The sequence below is a fragment of the Fusibacter sp. A1 genome (assembly GCF_004125825.1).
GTDB lineage: Bacteria > Bacillota > Clostridia > Peptostreptococcales > Acidaminobacteraceae > QQWI01.
This window is the reverse complement of sequence record NZ_QQWI01000019.1, coordinates 11,910-33,864: the sequence shown is the minus strand read 5'-3', so window position 1 is coordinate 33,864 and position 21,955 is coordinate 11,910. Positions and strand designations below refer to the sequence as shown.

Below are 21,955 nucleotides of genomic sequence, written 5' to 3'. Positions count from 1 at the left end.
ACAGATGAGACTGCTTAAGTATGACGAAATTGATGAGAAAGCCTATGAGGACTATATCTGTGAGTGGGAGGCTTCTGGAGAACTGATTGTTCCAGGAAACGCAAAACGCAGAAGTGAAAACTTCTTAAAGCAGGTCGCCATCTGGGAGATACAGGCGACGGATGTGGCGGGGATGGTCGAACAGGGATTTGTGACGCATACCGTGTATTTTTTAGAAGACGAGGAAAAGTTAGTCGGAGCCATTGATTTACGCCACGAGCTCAATGATAGGCTGCTGGAAAACGGCGGGCATATCGGATACGGTGTCAGACCGACTGAACGGGGTAAAGGATACGCGACAAAAATGCTGGCCATGATGCTTTCACTCGTTAATGAAATGGGCTATGAAAAGGTCCTGATCACCTGTGATGATGACAATCTAGGCTCTGCCAGAACCATTGAGAATAATGGCGGCGTTCTAGAGGACAAGCCCGTTTTCGAAGGGGTGCTTACAAGAAGGTACTGGATCAACCTGTAAAAAGTGTGCGGACGGCGTGGCATCAGCTACACCGGTTCGCACACTTTTTTTATTTAGGTGTTCAGTAAGTATATTTTTTCTTGATGGGGCAGGATAAACTGCATTTTTCCGTCTTCCACCTTCACCGTTTCCTCTAGGAAAAACACCACTTCCTGATTCCACTGCTCGATGAAGCTTCTTGTGTTCAGTTCAAGCGCGTAACAGGTATTGTCGTTGAGCTTCAGGTCGCCTCTGACAGGCACTGAAACCTGCTGGTCCCACATTCCGATGGAGGGTCCGATACCGTGACCGTGAGTGCCGATGGGATGGGTGTACAGCTTTGCGGACAAGCCTTCCTTTAGGGCCTGTTCAAGGGAATCCTTGAGGATTCGATTTCCTGTCTTACCGACTGACGCCTGTTCCATTACGATTGTCTGGAACCGGTTGCTCCTAGAGATACCGTCTGAAAACCCTTGTGGTAAGGGTTCGCCTGGACGATTGATGTACAAAAGGCGTTGTGTGTCCGTGCAAAGGCCGAGATAGGTCAGACCGAAATCTATCTGAATCAGATCCTCGTACTGGATGGTCTCATTGAAGATACGCGCGTCCGTCTCACCCTTTCTCTGAAGTGCGACATCGGGCTTGAACCAGTTGATCAGGCCCAGTTTTTTTGTCTGTTCCACCAAATGGAGTTCAAGCGCTTTTGTGGTGGTTGTTCCCGGTTGGATCACATGACTTGAGAACGAATCTTTTAAGATGCTAAGGGCGGTATCGTACACCAGAGTATAGAGCTTAAGCTCTTCGCTTGTCCTTGTTTCTAAAAAGGAGCAGACAAGCTCTTGTGAGGAGACCACCTCGCAGTCCTCAAGATAAGGAAACAGCGTGTGGTAAAGCGAAGAACTGAGTCCGTCAGCGATGGGATAATCATCCGAGGTGTTGATTGCGACTTTTTTTACCCTTTTCTCGCGGATAAAGCGCTCAAGTGCCTGCCACTGGTTTTCTGTGCCATGATCCCAATAAAGTTCGTAAAGGCCGTAGCCGTCGCCGCTGATGCTGTACTGGGTGTCTTGCTGAAAAAGCAGTATGGACATTCTAGATGCATGGGCTTCGAGCATGGGAGTCAGCTGATGAAAAAGCGGATCCTCGTTGTATTCACGGGACACCACAATCCATAGATCGATGCCATAGCGTTTTAAGAGTTCGGGTATCAAGGTGGTGATGCGTTTTTGCTTTATGTAAAAATCAAGTTCAATCTGTTTTGCAAGATCATAGATCATGAGGTTCTCCTTGGTATGCGGATGATTATTTTTGTCGTTATGAATAGTATATCAAATAGTTGCTGTTTAGTACTTCAATAGTTTTTCAGAAGTTCAATAATGGGTATACTATCGGATAGGAGGTGAGGATATGGATAGAAATGAAATTATCGACCAATTGACTCTTGAAGAGAAAGCCTCACTTTGCTCTGGGTCCGGGTTTTGGGAAACGCAAGCGATAAAAAGACTGGCGATACCTCAGATCAGGCTTGCGGACGGACCGCATGGACTTAGAAAACAAGATGACACGGAAGACCATTTGGGGATGAATGCCGCAACAGAAGCGGTCTGCTTTCCTACGGCATCCGCCACTGCAAGCTCATGGGACAGGGACCTGCTTTACGATATAGGACAAGCCCTTGCCCTGGCATGCAATCATGAAGGGGTCGGTGTACTGCTTGGTCCGGGTGCGAATATAAAAAGATCCCCGCTTTGCGGAAGAAATTTCGAGTACATTTCTGAAGATCCCTATCTTACCGGAAAGATGGCCGCGGCCTTTATCCGGGGAGTGCAGAACAATGGCGTGGGCACTTCGATTAAGCATTTTGCAGCAAACAATCAGGAACATAGGAGAATGACGATCGATTCTGTGGTGGATGAGAGGACTCTAAGGGAAATCTATCTGACAGGATTTGAAATAGCCATCAAGGAATCCAATCCATGGACGGTGATGTGCGCATACAACAAGCTAAACGGGGTCTATTGCAGCGATAACAAATACTTGCTGACGACTATCTTGCGAGACCAATGGCGTTACCAGGGGGTAGTCGTAACCGATTGGGGTGCGTGCAACGATAGGGTCGAAGGAATCAAGGCGGGTCTTGAACTTGAAATGCCCAGTAGCGGCGGATTAAACGATGAAAAAATCATTCAGGCTGTAAAAGATGGAACACTTACTGAGGCGGAACTAGATAAGGTGGTGTTCCGATTTTTAAAACTTGTTGAAGATGCGAAGCACTATGCGAAAACCACGGCGGAAGAACCCATTAGGGAACAGGAGGAACTGGCCTACAAAGCGTCTGTGGAGTCTTCTGTGCTGCTAAAGAACGAAGGACAGCTATTGCCCTTATCGGGGGAGGAACCGGTTCTTTTCATCGGTGAGTTCTTTAAAAAACCGAGGTATCAGGGAAGCGGAAGCTCGAGAATCAATCCGACGCGAGTTGTCAGCGCCTTTGATGCTGTAAGTGCTCTTGGATACCCCTTTGACTACGAGCAGGGCTACGATATGGAAACGGACATACCGGATGCGGTGTTGATGCAAAAGGCAGTTAAAAAGGCGAGTCAGGCGAAGACGGTTGTCATTTTTGCAGGACTGACAGACGATTACGAGTCAGAGGCGTTCGACAGGGAACACCTGAATCTACCTATGTCACACAGCCTACTGATAGAGTCTGTCGCAGGGGTGAATCCCAATGTGGTGGTCGTGCTTCAAAACGGAGCTCCAATCGTGATGCCGTGGCTGATAGGAGTGAGAAGTGTTCTTGAAACCTACTTGAGCGGACAGATGGGCGGTGCCGCAACCATCGATCTGATTTATGGAAATCAAAATCCTAGCGGTAAGCTTGCAGAGACTTTTCCCCTGGCACTTGAGGATTGTCCATCGACAGAATGGTTCAGGATGGGTCCGAACTCGGTGGAATATCGGGAGGGCTTATATGTAGGCTATCGCTATTTCAATACCTTTAACAAAGAAGTTCTGTTTCCGTTCGGTTATGGTCTGAGCTATACCTTTTTTGAATATAACAAATTACGTGTATCAAAGTCGAAGATTTCTGAGAATGAGGAAGTCGACGTTTATGTGACGGTGACAAATACCGGTGAAAGAGCCGGTTCTGAAATCGTACAGCTGTATGTTTCAGACGTTCAATCGACGGTCCATCGTCCGAACATGGAACTAAAGGGCTTTGCCAGAGTGACGCTCAAGCCCGGTGAGCGTAAGGTGGTCAAGATGACACTGGACAGAAGGGCGTTCGCCTTTTACAATACCCTTGAAGAGAAATGGGAAGTGGAATCCGGTGATTTCTCAATCATGATAGGAAAATCATCCGATTATATCGTTTTAGTGGATTATGTGGAGGTCAAAGGCAGCGATAAGATTCTTGTCAGCCTAAAGGACCTGCTATCCGCGTATCATAATAGGGAATACTTGAACGTGAGTGATGCCACCTTTAAAAGATTGCTTGGAAGAAAACCACCTAACAATCATCCCTATAAACAGGGACACTTCACATTAAATGCGACAGTAGGCGATATCAAACATACTCTTGCCGGCCGAGTCCTATACAAAATCGGAAAAGGCAGATTCAACGAGATGGCCAAAGATCACGACAAGTCATTTAAAAAACTGGTGGATGCCATGATAGAGGACACTCCCCTAAGGAGCATCGTTCTGATGAGCAGGGGTAAGATAAGCTTTAGAAAAATAAATGCCGTATTACACATGGTAAACGGCAGGTTGATCAAAGGTTCTGTAGATTTTATAAAAAGTCATAAGAATTCCAAACATTAGACAAAATGCGATAAGGGTTGCCTCGGCCACCCTTATTTTTTTAGTCCGCTGCCGCACATGGGAATGACAATGGTCTCCCTTTTCGAAAATAAGTACTGGTGACTGAGATAGGCGGCCAAGGTCGCAGCGGTTGTCGGTTCGACATAGATACCCTCAAGACTAAGGCTCTCTTTGCAGGGTATTATCTTGTCTTCTGGAGCAAGGATGCTTGTGCCACCGGTCTGTCGAAGGGCATTTAAAATCTGCTCGATACGCTTTGGATCGGCTATGGCGATACCTTCGGCATGGGTCGGTGAAAAAGCTTCAACCTGGTCTTTTTTATGAATCCTGTTGTGAATCGGACTGCAATGTGCCGACTGGACCGCAACGATTCGTGGCAGCATCTCAATGAGTCCTGAGTCTTTCAAATCCTGTAATCCCTGATAGATTCCAAGTAGGAGTGTGCCATTGCCCACAGGAACAATAAAGGTATCGGGGAGCGCTCCACCTAGCTGTTCAAATACTTCATAGACATAGGTCTTTGTGCCTTCATGAAAATAGGGATTATAGACATGACTCGCATAAAACACACCAGGTTCTAAGGCAGCCTGAAGTGCGGCTCTTGCGGTATCTTCCCGTGAGCCGTCCACAAGAGTGAGTTTAGCTCCGTATGCCCTGATCTGCTGCGTCTTCTGCGACGATGTAGAGGCAGGAACGAAGATCTCACAAGGGATCGACGCTCTGGCGGCATAGGCGGCGACCGACGCGCCCGCATTGCCGCTGCTATCCTGGACTATGGCCTTGGCGCCTAGTTCTACAGCCTTTGCTACAAGCATGACAGCGCCTCGGTCCTTGAATGAACCAGTGGGCATCAGATAATCCATCTTAAAGTAGACATTTGGATGGTCTTTGACTGGAACAAGGGGGGTCATGCCCTCGCCGAGTGTGAGCTTACTCCATTCCCTAGGACTAGGAAGTGGGAGTGCGTGGTGGTATCTAAATAGGCTCCAGATGCCCGAATCGATCTTTTCAACATCAAAGAGGGCTTTTGCTGGTGTCAAACAAAGCACTCCACCGCAATCACAAACAAAGCGGTTGATCCTTACTGTATATTCATTGCTGCAGACTATGCACTGATACGTTCTCATAAATAACTCCCGGTGGTAGAATCCTTAAGAATTTTTAGCGGTTGTTTACCAAGGTAGATGATCCTATTTGCAAGCCGTTCAGCTTCGTAGAGGTCGTGTGTGACCATGATCACCGTCTTTTGTTCCGTACTGAGTAAATCTTCCAAAAGCGTCATCAATTGCTCTTTAAGCGCAAGATCGAGTCCTTGGAAAGGCTCGTCCAAAAGCAACAAGTCATGTGGTGTGGCAAAGGCCCTCGCCAGGGAGACGCGCTGTTTCATTCCGCCGCTTAAAGCATTTGGATAAGCATCTTTAAACTCGCTTAGACCCACCCTGTTTAAAATACCCATCACATAGGAATCGATGGTATCAGCAGGCAGTTTGCCGTTTAGGACATAGGTCAGATTTTCTTTGACGCTTAGCCATGGTATAAGCCTGGGCTCCTGGAATACAAAGGAGACCGCCTGATCTTTAAGTCCCTCGATCGTCCCCTGATAATGGTGGTCCAGTGAAGATAACATTTTGAGTATGGTCGATTTTCCACATCCTGAAGGTCCAAGCAGGCAAGTAACCTCATTCGAGTGAAAATCGATACTGAAGTCCCTAAGGATCACAAGTGATCCGAAATTTTTAGAAATCTTATTAAGCCGTATCATCATATCACCTTGAACTGTTCGTAGTATTTGTTCTTTGCTATCAGTTTTCTGGTCGTTCTTTCGATGAACAGGCTGCAGACGATGATGATGATGGTCCACGCGAAAACTGAAGGAATTTCTATGTAGATCTTACTGTTGTAGATTTGAAGTCCGATAGAGTTTCTCAGCACACTTAGTACTTCTGCGGCGATAGTTCCCTTCCACGCGATACCGATGGATGTCAAGGTTCCCGAGATGATATAGGGCGCCATGCTCGGCAGATAGAGTGAGGACAGTTGATCCTTAAAGGAAACCCGATAGACCTTGGACATGTTGATCAGCTCCTTATCCACATTAGAGTATCCTTCCAGCACGTTGCTATAGATAATCGGATAACAAAGGAGCATACCACAAAAACTGGGCACGACCGGTCCATCAAGATAAAGAAGTGCGAGCATGATAAAGGATACCACCGGGGTGGATTTGATTGAAACGACCATGGGCTGCATGAATTTATTGAAGAGGCTAAAACGACCGGACAGAAGCCCCGTCAAAAGTCCAAGCACGAATGCGAAAAAGAGTCCGACAAGCACTCTTAAAAGGCTGGTAGCCACAATCAGATAGGTGGTGGGAGTAAGCAGCAAGTCAAGCAGCACAAGACCGGTCTCATATGGAGAAGGCAGATAAAAAATGCTTATCTGCCCTGAGACTATCGTCCAAAGTCCAAGCCATACCGATAGTATGACCATGGCTTCAAAAAAACTGGTATTCTTATTGGTTTTGCTTGTAGAAGAAACTTTCATCGGGTACTTGACCTCCAATGGATTGAGGATTGAATCCCTTCAGTATCTCGAAGAACTTGATAATGTCGTCTTTTGCATCCTCAGCGGTGATTAAGGTGATGCTCGACCCATCAATCGCCTTAGTCGCAAGAAGGGGATCTGGGATGATATCAAACTTGGAAATGAGGTTTCCCGCTTCGGTTTGATTGCTGTTGACAAAATCCACAGACTCACTATATTCTATCATAAATTGAGCGATTACTTCTGGATTATCAGCTGCAAAAGCCTTGTTCACGACGATCGCTCCCATAGGGAGTACAGCTCCACCGGTAGTCTTTGACCATTCATCGGTTAGGTCGAGTGCGATACGAAGGTCAGGATTTTTTGATAGGACGGTCGTCACAAATGGTTCAGGAAGTAAAGCGATTTTTGTGTCACCGGCAGCGACTGTGGCGGCAAGTTCACCATGTTCAAGCGCGTAATCGACAATCACATCATCACCCGCTGTCATTCCATTTTCATTTAAGATGTAGTTGAAGACAAACTCAGGAGAGGCGCCTTTTCCAGAGGACATCATCTCAGCGCCTTTCAAATCATCGATCGTTTGAATGGTATCGCCATTTTCAACCACATACAATACACCTAACGTATTCACTGCAAGCAGCTGGATCTTGCCTTCGGTCTTTGTGTTCAGTATGGCAGCAAGGTTGGTAGGAACAGCGGCGATCTGCACTTCACCTTGAACTATTTTGCCGATCAGCTGGTCTGGGGCGCCGACGATATCAAAGGTATATTGGATAGCGCTAGCTCCTGTTTCGTTTTGATCCATCAGATAAGCCATGCCCATTCCAGTGGGACCTTTCAGGGTGCCTATGTGCAGTTCTTGTTTTTGCACTGGTTCTGGTTCTTTTTCGATTACCTTTTGTGTGGTTTGGCAACCCACAAGAGAAAGAATAAGTACGATTGTGGTCATGAGGATGAATAGATTTTTTTTCATAGTACCTCCATATGCTTCTTAAAATTTGTCTACTAGTAGTTTACCCTTAAAACGAAAGGTCAATCTTTGTGAATTATAGTGCAATTGGCATTATGTGTCAACGGGTCCGTATGGAAAGTCTTTAAAATATACTGGTTTGGTGATAGAATAAAATCAAGTTACGGTTGGTTGATGAATCAACCATATGGATGGTTCAAATCGCGCCTCACTCCACTATAGTTAAATCATAAAGAGAGGGAGGTAAGCGATGAATACAGAGAGCTATCCACAATTAAGAATAGATTTAGGTAAACTGAAGGATAATGCACAAAGTATCGCGTCAACGTGCGCGGACAGCGGTATCACGGTGTCCGGAGTAGTCAAGGGCTGCGGTGGAATGCTCGAGGTCTGTCAGGCGATGCTTGATGGCGGTTGCGAAAGCTTGGGAAGTTCTCGAATAGATCAATTAAAAGAGATAAAAAAGTACGATGGGCGCATTGAGACATTGCTGTTAAGGCTGCCGATGCAGTCTGAAATCGACGAGGTGATCACCTATGCGGACTGCAGTCTGAATTCGGACAAAGAAACCCTGGCGCTGCTCAATCAATCATGCAAACGAAAAAACACCAGGCATAAAGTGGTTCTGATGGCTGATCTGGGAGACTTGAGAGAAGGAATCTGGTATCTTGATGACCTGGTCGAGCTGGCGATGTTTGTAGAGTTCGAGCTGGAGCGGATAGATCTACACGGTGTTGGTACCAATTTGGGATGTTACGGATCCATTAAACCTACAAAGGAAAAGATGATGGAGCTTTCTGATAGAGCCGATGCCATTGAAATGGCCATAGGAAGACCGCTAGACATTGTTTCGGGCGGGGCGACATCATCTTACCCCTTGGTTTTAAACCAAGAAATGCCTCCAAAAATCAACCACCTGAGAATCGGTGAGAATATCCTGCTTGGTCGCGACTTAAAGGATTACTTTGGTATTTCGATGCCCGAGGTTCATTCAGACGCTTTTCAGCTTTATGGACAAATCATCGAAATTCAGACCAAACCGTCTTATCCTGTCGGCGAACTATTTATCGATGCGTTCGGAAACAAGCCTGAATATGTCGATAAGGGCTTCAGAATTCGTGCGATTGTCGCTATCGGAAAACAGGATTTTGGCGATCATGAAAAGCTGATCCCCCTCAATAAGGAGATCGACTTGGTGGGGAGCAGCAGCGACCATCTGATAGTCGATCTGACTGATGACCAGCAGCACTATAAGACAGGCGATGTCCTGGTCTTCAACATGTACTATCAGCCGATGTTGCACTTGTGTGCGAACGCTGAGATAAGTAAAGTATTTATAAGCCCTGAGTGAGGGATAGGAGATATGTGATGATTCAAATCGATTGGAAACCGGATAAAAACTCAAATGTGCCCATAAGGACGCAGATCATCACTTATCTGACCAGCAAGATCAGAAGCAACGACTGGCCGGTAGGAACAGTGCTGCCGACACAAAGGACTTTGGCGGAATATTTTAAAGTCAATAGGAGCACGATCGTATCTGCGCTGGATGAACTTAAAGCAGACGGCATCATCAGCGGCAACGGCAGAGGAGGCACGAAAGTCATCGATATCCCTTCTTTTTTGGGTGCTGCGAGTCAGCCGAGATGGCAGCATTATATTGAGGATGGCATACACATCGCCAATGATTCGACCATCAAGCGAATCAACCAGTCCGAACCCGATGAGAGCATGCTCAGGCTGAGTTCTGGTGAAGCTTCACCAGAAATGTTCTCAAAGGACAGCATGAGGATTGTGCTCGAGGAAGTCGCAAAGGATATCGGAAACATGGGTTATGAATGGCCAAGAGGAATGCTGGGCCTAAGGGAACAGCTAAGTGAGTATCTGCTGACCCTAGGGATAAGGACGAATCCGAAAGGAATTCTGATTGTTTCCGGAGCGCTGCAGGCGATTCAACTGATTGCAATGAGCCTTTTGCAGCCAGGATCGACCGTGTTTGTCGAAAAACCGTCCTACATCTATTCGCTTCAGATCTTACAGACACTGGGTATGAGAAGGGTAGGTATTCCTCTTGATAAGGATGGCATGCAGGCTAAGCTGATTCCTGGTTTTATAAAAAAGAACCATGCGTCCATCATCTACACCATTCCTAATTTTCAAAATCCGACTGGTGCCACGATGTCCCTAGAAAGAAGAAACGAGCTCTTGGAAATATGCAAAAAAGAGAAGTTGCCTATCATCGAGGATGACGTATACGGCGAACTTTGGATCGATAATCCGCCACCGCCGAGTCTTAAAAGCCTTGATAGGTCGGGTAATGTCATCTATGTGGGTAGTGTTTCCAAAACCTTGAGTCCAGGGCTTAGGATAGGCTGGATCGTCGGTCCTGAATCCGTAATCGACCGATTGTCCGATATCAAGATGCAGATGGACTACGGATCGAGCTCGATAGCGCAGCTGACAGTCGAAAAGTGGCTTGAAACAGGACTCTACCAGGTGCATCTAAATCAGATGAGGCATGCGCTTAAAAAGCGTAGAGACCTGACGCTGCAGCTACTCGGTGTCTATTTTTCAGGTATCGCATCATGGAATGTCCCTCAGGGAGGTTATTATGTTTGGGTAGAAATGAATGGACAGATCAATCTGCATAAGATGTTCGAAGAGGCCTTCAAATATAAAGTGCTTCTGTATCCTGGATATATCTATCAGTCCCACAGCAGCAAGGCTTTTAGAATATCCTATTCCTATGCCACTGACGAGGAGCTCGAGTCCGGAATAAGCCAGCTGTCAAAAATCATTAGAACCTTACTATAAAAAATGATATACGATTGGTAAAGACGTTTCAGAGGTTGATGAAACGTTTTTTTTGTAAAGAAACACACCAAGAACACATATCGGGCACATCTTTTAGTTACTATTTAGCTGTTGAAAGAACTTACCAAGCTAAAAAAATAAAAAGGAGTGTAATCATGAAAAAGAAATTTAAAGGTTTTGGAGCCCTATTCATAGTTTTATGCCTGATAGTATCTGGAGCCGTATTTGCCATGAACAACCAGGATGAAACCGATCCTATAGTGGTTGAACAGGATTGCGACTGCATCTGCCACGAACTGGAATGGGATGAGAGCGACTTTGAGGACTATACATTCAGCGATGAGCTTGACTACCTAAGCGAGTTTGGCGTCGAACTCACAGACGATCAGATAGTACAACTGACAGTGCTGTTCGACAGCGCTTATGCTGAGGACACCGATGAGGCATGGGAAGCATATGACACAGCACTTGAAAGCCTGCTTGATGAAACACAGCTGGAAGAATATTATGAGGAATCAAATTTTGAGGAGAGTATCGATTTAACGGCTGTATATAAAGTAAATAATGGTAAACTGGTATTGAGCGTCGATCCTGAGGATTACCCGGAGGGTCAGTCGCCAAAAGAGCTCTCACAAGAAATGAGAGCCTTGCATCAAAAATTGTGGCTAAGGGTGAACAAGCTGATTCCTAGCGAGTATCTGACTTACTTTAAAAAGCTTGAAATCGGAACAGACGGCAAGGAGAACATCATGGCATCTGTTGTCGAGATGAACGACCTATCCCAGTGGACGCTGTTTTTAGACACTGAGGATTCGATAGGTGACAATGGTTCATTCACAAGTGATTTTGATTATACGGTGATCCACGAGTTCGGACATATTCTGACGCTTAACCAGACTCAGATCGACCAGGAGGGTGGCGCTGAAAATACCTATCAGACGGATGAGGGCATTTCAAAACCCGCAAGCTATCTGAACAGCTTCTATCAGAAGTTTTGGGTAGGTCAGCATGCTTATGAGGAGTTGGACGATGAAGCTTATGATAAGATGTATGAAGAGCATGCGAGTGATTTTGTAAGCGACTATGCGGCATCGAATGTCATGGAAGACATGGCAGAATCCTTTGCAGAATTTGTGGTCGGTGAAAAAAGAACCGGTGATACGCTTGCGGATGAAAAGGTCAACTTCTTTTATGGCTACGAAGAGCTTGTGAAATTAAGAAATGAAATTAGAGCCAACATGAATACAAACTGAAATAGGTTAAGAGGCGGACTCCCATCCGTCTCTTATGCAGGTTAAAGGAGCGGTCATGAAAACGGTACTTGTTGTCGAAGACGAGCAAAAGATAAATGCGATTATTGTGGATTATTTGAAGGATGCCGGATTTAAAACGTTTTCGGCGTTTGACGGAGAACAGGCGCTTGACCTGTTCGAATCGGAAAAAATCGACTTGGTGATTCTTGATATCATGATCCCCAAGATCGATGGCTGGTCCGTTTGCCGCCGTATCAGAAAACAGTCCGGCGTGCCCGTAATCATCTTGACCGCACGAGCGGATGAGGACGATAAGCTGTTGGGATTTGAGCTTGGGGCGGATGAGTATGTCACTAAGCCCTTTAGTCCCAAAGTGCTTGTCGCAAGGGTAGCTAGGCTGATTGCACGAATTACGGAGACGACGGTGAAACTTGGCTATCTGACCCATGGTCCGATCATAATCAACTTAGACGCCCATTTGATTGTTGTGGATGACGAAGAAATTGAAATGACACCTAAAGAGTTCGATCTGATGGTCTATCTGATAGAAAACAAAGGGCTGGTACTTTCGCGTGAGGCCATACTCAACAAAGTGTGGGGGTATGACTTTTATGGCGAGTTGAGAGTGGTGGATTCCCATATTAAAAAAATAAGAAAAAAACTTGGTAGTCACGGGGAGATGATCAAGACCGTGATCAAGGTAGGGTATCGGCTTGAATAGGAGGAGCGCATGATAAAAAAGAGCATCACACTTAAACTATTTATCCTCATATTCATGCTGTTCTTGTTTCAAAGTCTGATACAGGTCGGGTTTCAAAAATATTTTTTGGCCGATTATTATGAGTTGTCTAAGATCGACGAGGTGGACGGCGCATTGTCTGAAGCCATAGAAACCTTTTCTGCCAGCACGGACCTGATAGAGCAAAAAGAAATTCTAGAAACCTATATGGCAGTCACCGGTGAGCCTATTTTAGTGTACGACGACTACTATGACTACCATCCCGCGTCCTATCAGGTAGCCTATGAAAAATCACTCACCCTAGCGGATGATCAGAACACCCTGAGTGTGGTTCCCATAGATGAGTTTGTCGACCCCAACCTCGAATCCCTGATACTTGATTATACAGTCATCGGTCAGCCTGTCGTCTTATCCTATTACGAAGACGATACGTCGATTTTCCCATATAGCTTAATCTTAGGAGACGAGCTGTACTACCTGATGTTTGAAGAGGAAGTTGCGGTCTTTGAAGAAGAAGAGTATGAGCTTAAGGAATCGGCGCAGCACATCGTCGATTATCAAGAAAGCTTTATCGATGACGAAATGTTTTCCAAAATCAACGCGATCGATTCCTATTTTTATGGAGACGAGGGCTATGTCAATCCGATGTTCGAGTTCATCGAAGTCGAAAAACAGATAGATGGCCAAACCTACTACTTTGTATCGATGGTGGCCCTGCAACCGATCAACGATGTACTCGCGGTTCAGAACAAGTTTCAGTGGTATGTGCTCGCCGTCATGCTTGTGATGACCTTGTTTATCGCTGTGGCAGTATCAAAGCTGATCTCAAAGCCTATCGTGAAGCTGAGCCGGGCGGCGGATGCCTATGCCAAGATGGATTTTGAAGAGTCGTACGCCGTGAAAAGAGAAGATGAGATCGGCATGCTGGGTTCACGCATCAATTATCTGGCGAATTCCTTAAAAGACAGGATCGACGAGCTGGGTAGGATCAACGTGAAGCTTGAGGATGATATCGAGTTTGAGAGAAGGCAGGAAGAACTCAGAAAAGAGTTTGTCTCAAATGTCTCCCATGAGCTGAAGACACCGCTTGGCGTCATCAAAAGCTATGCCGAGGGCATAAGGGATGGCATATCAAAAGACAGGGAAGAGGATTACCTGCAGGTCATCATAGACGAGGTGGCTAAAATGAACGAGCTTGTCATCGACATGCTCGAGCTGACAAGCCTTGAGGCAAACCATCAGCTTGCCGGGCTTGAACAGATCAACCTCAAGCGGATGATCAGCAATGTCTTAAGGCGCTATGACCAGACCATTGAAGAAAAGGACCTACATGTTACGGTGCAGATGGAGGACGCTTCGGTGTTTCTGGATGTTAAGAAGATGGAACTTGTGATCGGCAACCTGCTTTCGAACGCCTTCAGGTACGTGGATGAGCGCAGGCTTATCACAGTGACACTAAAAGGTGAACAAGAAATTACGACACTTGAGATCGAAAACTCATGTTCTAAACTGACTGAAGAGGATCTGGGCAAGATATGGGACAGATTCTACCGCATCGAAAAGTCGAGGTCTAGAGAACTCGGTGGCAACGGCTTAGGGCTTGCCATCGTTAGGCATGTACTCGACCTTCACGGATTCGACTACCGGGTCATCAACTCGGATATCGGCTTTAAGTTCATCTTGACCATAAAATAAAAAGACAGCCTGTCCTCAACAATGGTTTGAGGACAGGCTGTCTTTGCTTTATTCCACTTTGAACCGTAGAACGGTCTTTTGCTTGTCGGGACTTGTCTTCCTTGCGTCTGTCAGGTAGATTTCGCGGTGGGTCATGCTGATGCGGGTCAGGCCATGTTCCTTGCAGTAGGCCTGCATCAGATCAAAACTTGCCGGTTCATCGTCATAGGATCCAAGGTGAAGCATCTGAACGCATAATCCGTCGGTGATTGTCTTGAATTCGACTTGCTTGATAAGGTCTAGCTTTTTTGAAGCGTAGGCTTTTTCAATAAAGCATTTTGCCAGATCCTCGGTTAAAAAATCAGGCTGTCTGATCATAAGCTCAAAAACAAGATTGTCCTTATCTTTGGCTCCTTTGGCCTTATCCTTCAAATCCCAAACACCCTCCAGCGGATAGACCGCATAATCATAATAGCCCTGAGGTACGTCATCTGATTTATATGACATCTTCACCGCATAAGACACGGCGTAAAGCGCCTGTATATAATCCGCGAAAAAAGGATCGTTTGGATTGCCTTCTCCCTTAAGTGTAAAATAGCCTATCGATTTCAAATCGATGACCTGCGGCGTTTTCTTCGGTAAGTAGATTTCTTTTTCGTGTTTTCTCCATTCGTGTTTCATACTAAAACCTCCCTTATGACACTATTATATACTATCCCCTATGCTGGAGGGTCAAGTCATACTTGAACAGAAATTAAAATTTTTACGAGTTAAGCCCACACCATGCATTTGTGTTTTCTCAACAGTTGGCACTGCCCAAGTCCTGTTTGGTTTGAGATAATGGTCATGGAGGTGTACCATGAATGATAGACAGGAAAAACAACTTGCATTCGATCGGTCCGTACAGAACCTGACATTTGGTTCGCTAAGCGGTACCGGTTTGACACTAGAAGATTTGGTTTGTATGGACTTCCGCCACAAGTATGTGGTAAAGACTTATGATAGCGGTCTCACAGCTACCGTTTTTAAAGTGAAAACCCATAGGCTCTTCAACTATAAAAAGAAAAGAGCGACCAGTCTTGTTAAAAATATTGACGGACAGACTTCGTTTCTTAATGAAATACAGCGAAGAATTGAATTTGCAGAACTAAGCGAGACAGACAGTGTGATTGAAAGACACATGGTAAAAACCGTTTATGCGGATTATCGACAAGGAGTGCTGCTTTCTGAATGGATAGAAGGAAATCATCCCGCTACCATCACCGAGTCTTTTGTGGACCAGCTGTTGGATGTCAGCTTTGCGATGCAGCGAAAGGGAACGTTTGAGTGGGATCTTTGTAGTGGAAACCTGCTTATCGACCCCTCAGGGACACTGAAGTTGTTCGACTTCGGTTACTGCTATCGCTTTGATCCGCTTAAGGAAATCAATCCGGAAGGTTTAAATGCACCTATGTTTCATGCGCTTGAAAGATTTGAAACGAGATATTCGATGTTTGAACTGCTTAAGATAGAGGAGGAAAACAGCTTAGCGCAAGCGCTGAAAATTTATAAAATGACAAAGGAAGTAGCCATACGTCATTATTCAGACCATGTCCTGTGGCTCACAGATCACCATGCATGCGCTGAGGTGGTCGACTTTTTCAAAGCGCTAGTGAACGAGTGGCAAGCCGCGATCGATTCAAAAGAAAATCTGTACGGCCTTTATAAAAAAGAGGCGATCCGGTCGCATATACTTGACATACACGATGACCTTGCAGGCCAGTCCTGTACCGTAAATACATTAAAAAGGTTGGATGCTGTTCTAAACTGGATTGTCGAGGACTATGACCTGCTGAACTCGTCGGATTCATTTTTCTGGGAAGACCAGAGCCGCACCAAAGACGAGCTGGTCATCCATTACGAATCGCTAAGAAAACCTATCCTACAATTTCAGCTGCTACCTAAAAAAACTTTTGAATGAAAGTTTTTTTTAGTTGGAGGAATAGTTGACTATAATAAAAGTAAATCATGCATAAAACACGGCTTATAGTAGACTAAAAAGTAGAGACCGGACGGATAAGTGAAGTTTAATGAGGAGAATATGATGTTGACGAAACAGGAGCTCAAAATAAGGTTAAAAGCGGTCAAAGCCAAGGGATTTGAGTTGACAGAGAGTGAAACAGTGTCAGACTATCTGGAAGCTATGCTGGCGCATATCGGTGATCCAGACGCAGAACTTAGGGATGAGCTGATCTATGAGTGTTTTTATTTTTGGATAGTAAAAAAGGACTACTTGCCTGGGGATGAGGTCAAAGCCTTATGCGGCAAGCTGTTAAGTGATGACTATGCGTTTTACCAAATAGGTACTACCGGTGACGATTCGGTTTTAAGGAGAAGCTTTTCGATACTGGCGATGAGCCCTGTTCTCAGCTACTGCCTGAACAAGGGGTGCCTTAATGATTCAGAAGTGGTCGAGATTAAGGAAAAACTGATCGACTATCTGATGAGAGAGAAAGACACAAGAGGCTTTGTGGAAGCTAAGGGTTGGGCGCACAGCATCGCCCACTGCGCGGACGCGCTAAACTATATCGTCAATTTCGATAGCATGCGTGAAGAGGACTACTTGGATGTGCTCAATGCGGTTAGGGATAAACTGCTTATGGTAGACACCTGCTTTGGAGCCAATGAAGACGAACGACTGTCGTTTTTAGTCAGCTTCACCATCATACCCGAAAAAAGAGTGGGCACAGATAAGATAAGCGAGTGGTTGGCAACATTTGTAAAAGTAAATGAAATCGAGGACTACCAGCGCAAGTTCATGGCCAAGCAAAACTGCAACCATTTCATCAGAAGCATCTACTTCAGCCTAGTTCATCTCAACGCCGGCTCAGAACTGCTGCAAACACTCATCGAAACAGAAAAAGCGCTGAACATGTATTACAGACATTTTAAATAACCCACACAAGAGTCAAATCGTGCCAGTCACGATTTGACCATTTTGGAAAAACTCGATTTCAAACTGGCGGGAGAATATACCGTTTACCATAAGAAGTGAGAGGAATATCGATGAAAAAATTTGGAGTACATTATACGAATACATTGAACCTTCATCCTATAAGACAAAACGAGGAATGTCAGGCGGTAAAAGAGGTTCTTTTGAAACTCAACGAAGGCTACCAAAAAAGAGACCCGAAACTTGCTGGTGGGTATCTTGACTTATTTGTAGGAGACGATTCTGTTTATCTACTTGGTACAGCGTCAGGTGAATTATGTTCAGGTGTTGATGAAGTAAAAGACCTGCTGGAATCGGACTGGGAGTACTGGGGTGATGCGGCCTTTGATCTTGACAAAGCGATTATCAAGGTCGACGGGGATATGGCCTGGTTTGCGACTCCCGGAACGGTCAAATACAACTTTGAACACGTGCAGGAACGGTATGACGGATACGTCGATTTTGCCAAAGAGAAGGCTAAGGATGAAAGCCTGTCTGCATCTGAGCGCGTAGCCCTTATCAACTGGGCGATGGCGCTGACTTACCATCAAAAGGACGAGCCTTCTAGAGATTACTTCTGCCCGATGAGGTTTTCTGGGGTGATGGTAAAAGAAAACGAAACATGGAAAATTGCTCAGGGCAAGTTTTCGATGCCAAAAGGTGTCTTTGCGGATCAACGGCTTGAAAGCGGAACGGAGTTTGTCGAAGAATTTGCATCAGAAAAGCAGGCGCTGGCAAAGCACAACTCAGAAACAATGAAGGAGCAAGTAGAAACGCTAATTCACGCGTTTGCAGCCAAATGTGTCGGTAATCCAGACCCGACCTTGAAGCTTGTAGATGAGTTTTTCACTAAGGAACAGACTACCCATGTGATATCACCCGATACGGAGTGGTTTGTCGGGCATGAAGCGATTGCAACTTTTTTGAAGGAATGCGAGTGTTCGTCCTTGAAGCTCGATACACAATCAGCGATTACGACCACAAGAGAAGACAAGACCTGGATTACCTTGAACGGTACGGTAAAGCAGACAATCCCTCAGGAAGAAGTCGCACGAAGGGCCCTAGAAGCACTGCAAGAAATCAGCAGTAGTGAAAAGCCTTCACAGGACAAGTTGTACCACCTGCACAGACAGGTTGCCTATGCGCTAAAAGAAGCCTCGCATGGCGAAGAGTATACTTGTCCTATCAGAATGTCGGCGGTAATCTCGACTTGCGACGGAAAACATAAGTTTGAACAAATGCACCTCTCGTATCCGTTCTACTGGATATTTGAAGGAAAACTAGACAGTATAAAATAAAAGAATACCCCAAATCGTGCCTGGCACGATTTGGGGTATTCAGAATGTGCCTGGCACGATTTGATGCGTTATGGTGGAGGTTATGATGGACTGGAAAACAGATTTAGTGAGTTTGAGGGCTGTAAGGTCTAGCGATTTTTTGGAATACTTCAATAACGGCGAAGCTATCGACACCGAGGCGCAGAGGTCTGGTGATAGGATGAAGTCGCCTATTGGAGAGGATATGGTGAAGAAAAGGGTTGAAGACCTGTCGAATCAGATACCGGGGGAGGAGGACAACTTTTATATCATCGAAGACATCTTCTTGAATCCTGTAGGCAATATCAATACGCATAGCTGCAGTAGGACCGATGGAACGTTCGAATACGGTCTTGGAATAAGGAAGAAGCACAGGGGCTTAGGCTACGCAAGCGACGCAGTACGACTGGTGCTTGATTTCTATTTTAATGAACTGAATTATCAAAAATGCAATGTGAAAATCTACAGCTACAACACCGAGTCGATCAACCTTCACTTGAAGTTGGGCTTTGTCGAAGAAGGCAGAATCAGAAGAAGTTTCTTTGGAAAAGGCGCGTATCATGATATTATTTGTATGGGACTTTTAAGGGAAGAATTTGAACGAATAATCCTCAAAAGTTTTGAATGATGAGTGATGTTATTGATGAAATCGGAGTAGAGGATATGTCAAAGGAACAACCGAAATGCAGATACTTGGGAAAAGCCTATCCTTTGATAGCTGTTGTCGATGAAAGTGTTAAAAAAGAAGTGATCCGGTTCGATGGGAAGACGTTCACGTGTCTTAGCCCCAAAAGCGGAGAAGTGGATGTGACCAAGGCGCTGAAGACCTTTTATAAAAAAGAGGCAAAAAAAGTGATCGAACAGCGCTTAAGGCTTTATCAACCTCAGATAAAAACCAAGTACAAGGCCTTTACCATAGAAAGCGACGATTCCAAATGGGGAAGCTGCAGCTCGACGAGAAACCTGACTTTCAACTGGAAGTTGATGCTTTTTCCGATAGAAGCGGTGGATTATGTCGTCATCCATGAATTATGCCATTTGGAGCATTTGAATCACGATAGGTCCTTCTGGCGTCTTGTGGGTAAACTGTGTCCTGATTATAAAAATGTGATGCCGATACTGGGCACTTCTAAAACAAGAAATCTATAAAACAAGTTTGCAATCTTCGCAAGCTTGTTTTTTTATGTTATACTATCCAAGACCCCTCTATGGGAGGGGTAATTCGGAGGAGACTATGAAAAATATAATCAAGTATAGGAAGTCGGTTCAGTTTGCTTTTGGCGGGGTGACGGTTTATGTGATTATGGCACTTGCCAACGGACTTGCTTATGTGTTCGGCGCGTCTATCCTACTAGGCGCGATTTTTGGAAAGACCTACTGCAAATGGATGTGTCCCATGGGACTAGTGATGGAGCATATGTCACGGAACCTGTCGGATAATGAAGCCAAGGTACACATGTACAATTACTATAAGGTCGGATGCCCGGTTTCTTGGGTGCAAGGTGTGACCAACAAGTTCTCACTTTTCAAAATCAGAAACGATGAAAGCAAATGCGTATCGTGCGGCGCATGCGATAAAGTATGCTATGTTTCTGCAGTGAACACCAAAAAGAGTGTCTTTGACACATCAAAGGAAAACGCATGTGAGGCGTTCAATTGTTCTAAGTGTTTATCCTGTGTGGAGGCATGTCCGACTGAAAGTCTGCAGTATAAGATAAAGTAATCTAAACCCTCTAACGCTTCAATTACTTGACACAGGCTCTGTTGTTTAGTAGTTTGGAACTAGGTAGGGGGTATTTTTATGTCGCAATTTGATGAGTTAGTGGATTTGATCAGAAGCAGCAGCCGTATCGTTTTCTTCGGTGGAGCCGGTGTTTCTACTGAAAGCGGAATACCCGATTTTAGATCGGTTGACGGGCTGTATGCCTTAAAATACAAGTATCCGCCTGAAACCATGTTAAGCTATAGTTTTTTTGAACAGGAAACAGATGAGTTCTTCAAGTTTTACAGGGACAAGGTGCTCAACACGAGCGCAATACCCAATAAGGCGCATCTGGCACTGGCAAGACTAGAACAAATGGATAAGTTGACTAGCGTGGTGACGCAGAATATTGATGGACTGCACCAAAAGGCAGGCAGCAAGCGGGTTCATGAACTCCATGGATCAGTCTTAAGAAACTACTGCGTCGACTGCGGGAAAAACTATAGTGCCGACTATGTCATCTGCTTCAACGCAGTCACGCCAAGGTGTTCTGAGTGTGGTGGTGTTGTAAGACCGGATGTGGTGTTATATGAAGAGGGACTCAACCTAAAGGTGATCGATAATGCCGTAAGAGATATTGAAATGTCCGATCTGCTGATTATTGGAGGGACTTCGCTGGTGGTTTATCCGGCAGCTTCACTGATCAAGTATCATAAAAAGGGTAGGATTGTGCTGATCAATAAAGGCAAAACACCCGCGGACCATCTTGCGAGGCTAACGTTCGATGAGGCAATCGGTGAACTATTAGGCAGGGTCATGGAGGTGCTTTAATGAAAATCGCTTTGATTCAAATGACGGTTACTGACGATAAGACTCGAAACATGAAGACCGCGAAAGACTGGATAGAAAAAGCGTCGCAAGAGAAGGCGCAAGTGGTCGTTTTGCCAGAGATGTTCAACTGCCCCTATGACAACAGTTATTTTGAAGATTTTGCCGAAGTGGAAGGTGGACTGACCTACCGGTTTTTAAGCGAGCAGGCGAAAGAATATAATTTGTTGTTGGTTGGGGGGTCGGTCCCTGAACGTGAAGGATCAAACATCTATAACACTAGCTACATATTCGACAAAAATGGAAAACTTCTTGCAAAGCACAGAAAAGCACATCTGTTCGATATCGCTATAGAAAATGGTATTCGCTTTATGGAATCGGATGTGCTGACTCCGGGTGATCAAGCGACTGTCTTTGACACGGACTTCGGAAGAGTTGGACTTTGCATCTGCTATGATATCCGCTTTCCAGAACTTGCGCGCAGGATGACTCTTGATGGAGCCAGGTTGATTATCGTACCCGGAGCATTCAACATGACAACCGGACCTGCCCACTGGGAGCTCACCGCAAGGGCTCGAGCGCTTGACAATCAGGTGTTCTATGCCCTATGCTCGCCAGCAAGAGTCGAAGGTGCGAGCTATGTGGCTTATGGACATAGCATGGTCACAAATCCTTGGGGCATGGTAGTTGACTCTCTGGATGAAGGCGAAGGGATCCTGATCACAGAAGTTGATTTTGACATGGTGGACTCTATCAGAGAACAATTGCCTTTACTAAAACACAGACGTATGGAACTATACTAAAAAAACCAGCTGAGACC

The 21,955-nt window shown here is 45.3% G+C and carries 21 protein-coding genes; 15 read left to right on the top strand and 6 right to left on the bottom strand.

Going from position 1 to position 21,955, the window contains the following annotated elements; genetic code table 11:
* Positions 1-4: 4 nt before the first annotated feature.
* Positions 5-517, top strand: a complete 513-nt coding sequence (locus tag DWB64_RS18445) for a GNAT family N-acetyltransferase (RefSeq protein ID WP_129489697.1) — start codon at positions 5-7, stop codon at positions 515-517.
* A gap of 53 nt (positions 518-570) precedes the next feature.
* Here the strand turns inward: DWB64_RS18445 and DWB64_RS18440 are convergent, their stop codons facing one another.
* The gene (locus tag DWB64_RS18440; RefSeq protein ID WP_129489696.1) at positions 571-1,773 is read right to left on the bottom strand and encodes a M24 family metallopeptidase; all 1,203 of its coding nucleotides are present in this window, start codon (positions 1,771-1,773) and stop codon (positions 571-573) included.
* Between the two features lie 130 nt (positions 1,774-1,903).
* Here DWB64_RS18440 and DWB64_RS18435 point away from each other — a divergent pair, with 130 nt between their 5' ends.
* Entirely contained in the window at positions 1,904-4,321 is a 2,418-nt protein-coding gene (locus DWB64_RS18435; protein WP_129489695.1) for a glycoside hydrolase family 3 C-terminal domain-containing protein, read from the top strand.
* A gap of 32 nt (positions 4,322-4,353) precedes the next feature.
* Here the strand turns inward: DWB64_RS18435 and DWB64_RS18430 are convergent, their stop codons facing one another.
* From DWB64_RS18430 to DWB64_RS18415, 4 genes are read right to left on the bottom strand one after another with little or no spacing between them, the layout of a single operon-like run.
* Entirely contained in the window at positions 4,354-5,448 is a 1,095-nt protein-coding gene (locus DWB64_RS18430; protein ID WP_129489694.1) for a threonine synthase, read from the bottom strand.
* Positions 5,445-6,083 carry an ABC transporter ATP-binding protein gene (locus tag DWB64_RS18425; protein WP_164980499.1) on the bottom strand — a complete coding sequence of 213 codons (639 nt, stop codon included), beginning with the start codon at positions 6,081-6,083 and terminating at the stop codon, positions 5,445-5,447. Before DWB64_RS18425 ends, DWB64_RS18430 begins: the two co-directional genes overlap by 4 nt.
* On the bottom strand, positions 6,083-6,865 hold the full coding sequence (locus DWB64_RS18420; protein ID WP_129489692.1) for an ABC transporter permease: 783 nt from the start codon (positions 6,863-6,865) through the stop codon (positions 6,083-6,085). Before DWB64_RS18420 ends, DWB64_RS18425 begins: the two co-directional genes overlap by 1 nt.
* Positions 6,834-7,841, bottom strand: a complete 1,008-nt coding sequence (locus DWB64_RS18415; RefSeq protein ID WP_129489691.1) for an ABC transporter substrate-binding protein — start codon at positions 7,839-7,841, stop codon at positions 6,834-6,836. The genes DWB64_RS18420 and DWB64_RS18415 overlap by 32 nt, the downstream gene beginning before the upstream one ends.
* A 247-nt stretch (positions 7,842-8,088) precedes the next feature.
* Here DWB64_RS18415 and DWB64_RS18410 point away from each other — a divergent pair, with 247 nt between their 5' ends.
* From DWB64_RS18410 to DWB64_RS18390, 5 genes are all read left to right on the top strand, one after another.
* Complete coding sequence (locus DWB64_RS18410) at positions 8,089-9,189, top strand: alanine/ornithine racemase family PLP-dependent enzyme (RefSeq protein ID WP_129489690.1); 1,101 nt, start codon at positions 8,089-8,091, stop codon at positions 9,187-9,189.
* 17 nt (positions 9,190-9,206) lie between these two features.
* On the top strand, positions 9,207-10,652 hold the full coding sequence (locus DWB64_RS18405) for a PLP-dependent aminotransferase family protein (RefSeq protein ID WP_129489689.1): 1,446 nt from the start codon (positions 9,207-9,209) through the stop codon (positions 10,650-10,652).
* A gap of 155 nt (positions 10,653-10,807) precedes the next feature.
* Positions 10,808-11,905 (top strand): hypothetical protein, encoded by a 1,098-nt coding sequence (locus tag DWB64_RS18400; RefSeq protein WP_129489688.1) that lies wholly within the window; start codon positions 10,808-10,810, stop codon positions 11,903-11,905.
* A 55-nt stretch (positions 11,906-11,960) separates the two neighbouring features.
* The gene (locus DWB64_RS18395; RefSeq protein ID WP_129489687.1) at positions 11,961-12,626 is read left to right on the top strand and encodes a response regulator transcription factor; all 666 of its coding nucleotides are present in this window, start codon (positions 11,961-11,963) and stop codon (positions 12,624-12,626) included.
* A 9-nt stretch (positions 12,627-12,635) separates the two neighbouring features.
* Entirely contained in the window at positions 12,636-14,339 is a 1,704-nt protein-coding gene (locus DWB64_RS18390; RefSeq protein WP_129489686.1) for a HAMP domain-containing sensor histidine kinase, read from the top strand.
* Positions 14,340-14,387: 48 nt separating this feature from the next.
* Here DWB64_RS18390 and DWB64_RS18385 read toward each other — a convergent pair whose 3' ends face one another.
* A complete protein-coding gene (locus DWB64_RS18385) occupies positions 14,388-14,999 on the bottom strand; it encodes a GyrI-like domain-containing protein (protein ID WP_129489685.1) in 612 nt (203 codons plus the stop codon).
* Between the two features lie 178 nt (positions 15,000-15,177).
* Between DWB64_RS18385 and DWB64_RS18380 the strand changes: the two genes are divergently transcribed.
* From DWB64_RS18380 to DWB64_RS18345, 8 genes are all read left to right on the top strand, one after another.
* Entirely contained in the window at positions 15,178-16,278 is a 1,101-nt protein-coding gene (locus tag DWB64_RS18380) for an AarF/UbiB family protein (protein WP_129489684.1), read from the top strand.
* A gap of 123 nt (positions 16,279-16,401) precedes the next feature.
* Entirely contained in the window at positions 16,402-17,253 is an 852-nt protein-coding gene (locus DWB64_RS18375) for a DUF2785 domain-containing protein (protein WP_164980498.1), read from the top strand.
* Between the two features lie 110 nt (positions 17,254-17,363).
* A complete protein-coding gene (locus DWB64_RS18370) occupies positions 17,364-18,587 on the top strand; it encodes a nuclear transport factor 2 family protein (protein WP_129489682.1) in 1,224 nt (407 codons plus the stop codon).
* Between the two features lie 85 nt (positions 18,588-18,672).
* Positions 18,673-19,233, top strand: coding sequence for a GNAT family N-acetyltransferase (locus tag DWB64_RS18365; RefSeq protein ID WP_164980497.1), 561 nt, complete (start codon positions 18,673-18,675; stop codon positions 19,231-19,233).
* A gap of 35 nt (positions 19,234-19,268) precedes the next feature.
* Complete coding sequence (locus tag DWB64_RS18360; protein WP_164980496.1) at positions 19,269-19,754, top strand: M48 family metallopeptidase; 486 nt, start codon at positions 19,269-19,271, stop codon at positions 19,752-19,754.
* An 85-nt stretch (positions 19,755-19,839) separates the two neighbouring features.
* The gene (locus DWB64_RS18355; RefSeq protein ID WP_164980495.1) at positions 19,840-20,328 is read left to right on the top strand and encodes a 4Fe-4S binding protein; all 489 of its coding nucleotides are present in this window, start codon (positions 19,840-19,842) and stop codon (positions 20,326-20,328) included.
* Positions 20,329-20,406: 78 nt separating this feature from the next.
* Positions 20,407-21,138: an NAD-dependent protein deacylase gene (locus tag DWB64_RS18350; protein WP_129489678.1), complete on the top strand. Its 732-nt coding sequence runs from the start codon at positions 20,407-20,409 to the stop codon at positions 21,136-21,138.
* Entirely contained in the window at positions 21,138-21,938 is an 801-nt protein-coding gene (locus DWB64_RS18345; protein WP_129489677.1) for a carbon-nitrogen hydrolase family protein, read from the top strand. The genes DWB64_RS18350 and DWB64_RS18345 overlap by 1 nt, the downstream gene beginning before the upstream one ends.
* Positions 21,939-21,955: the final 17 nt, after the last annotated feature.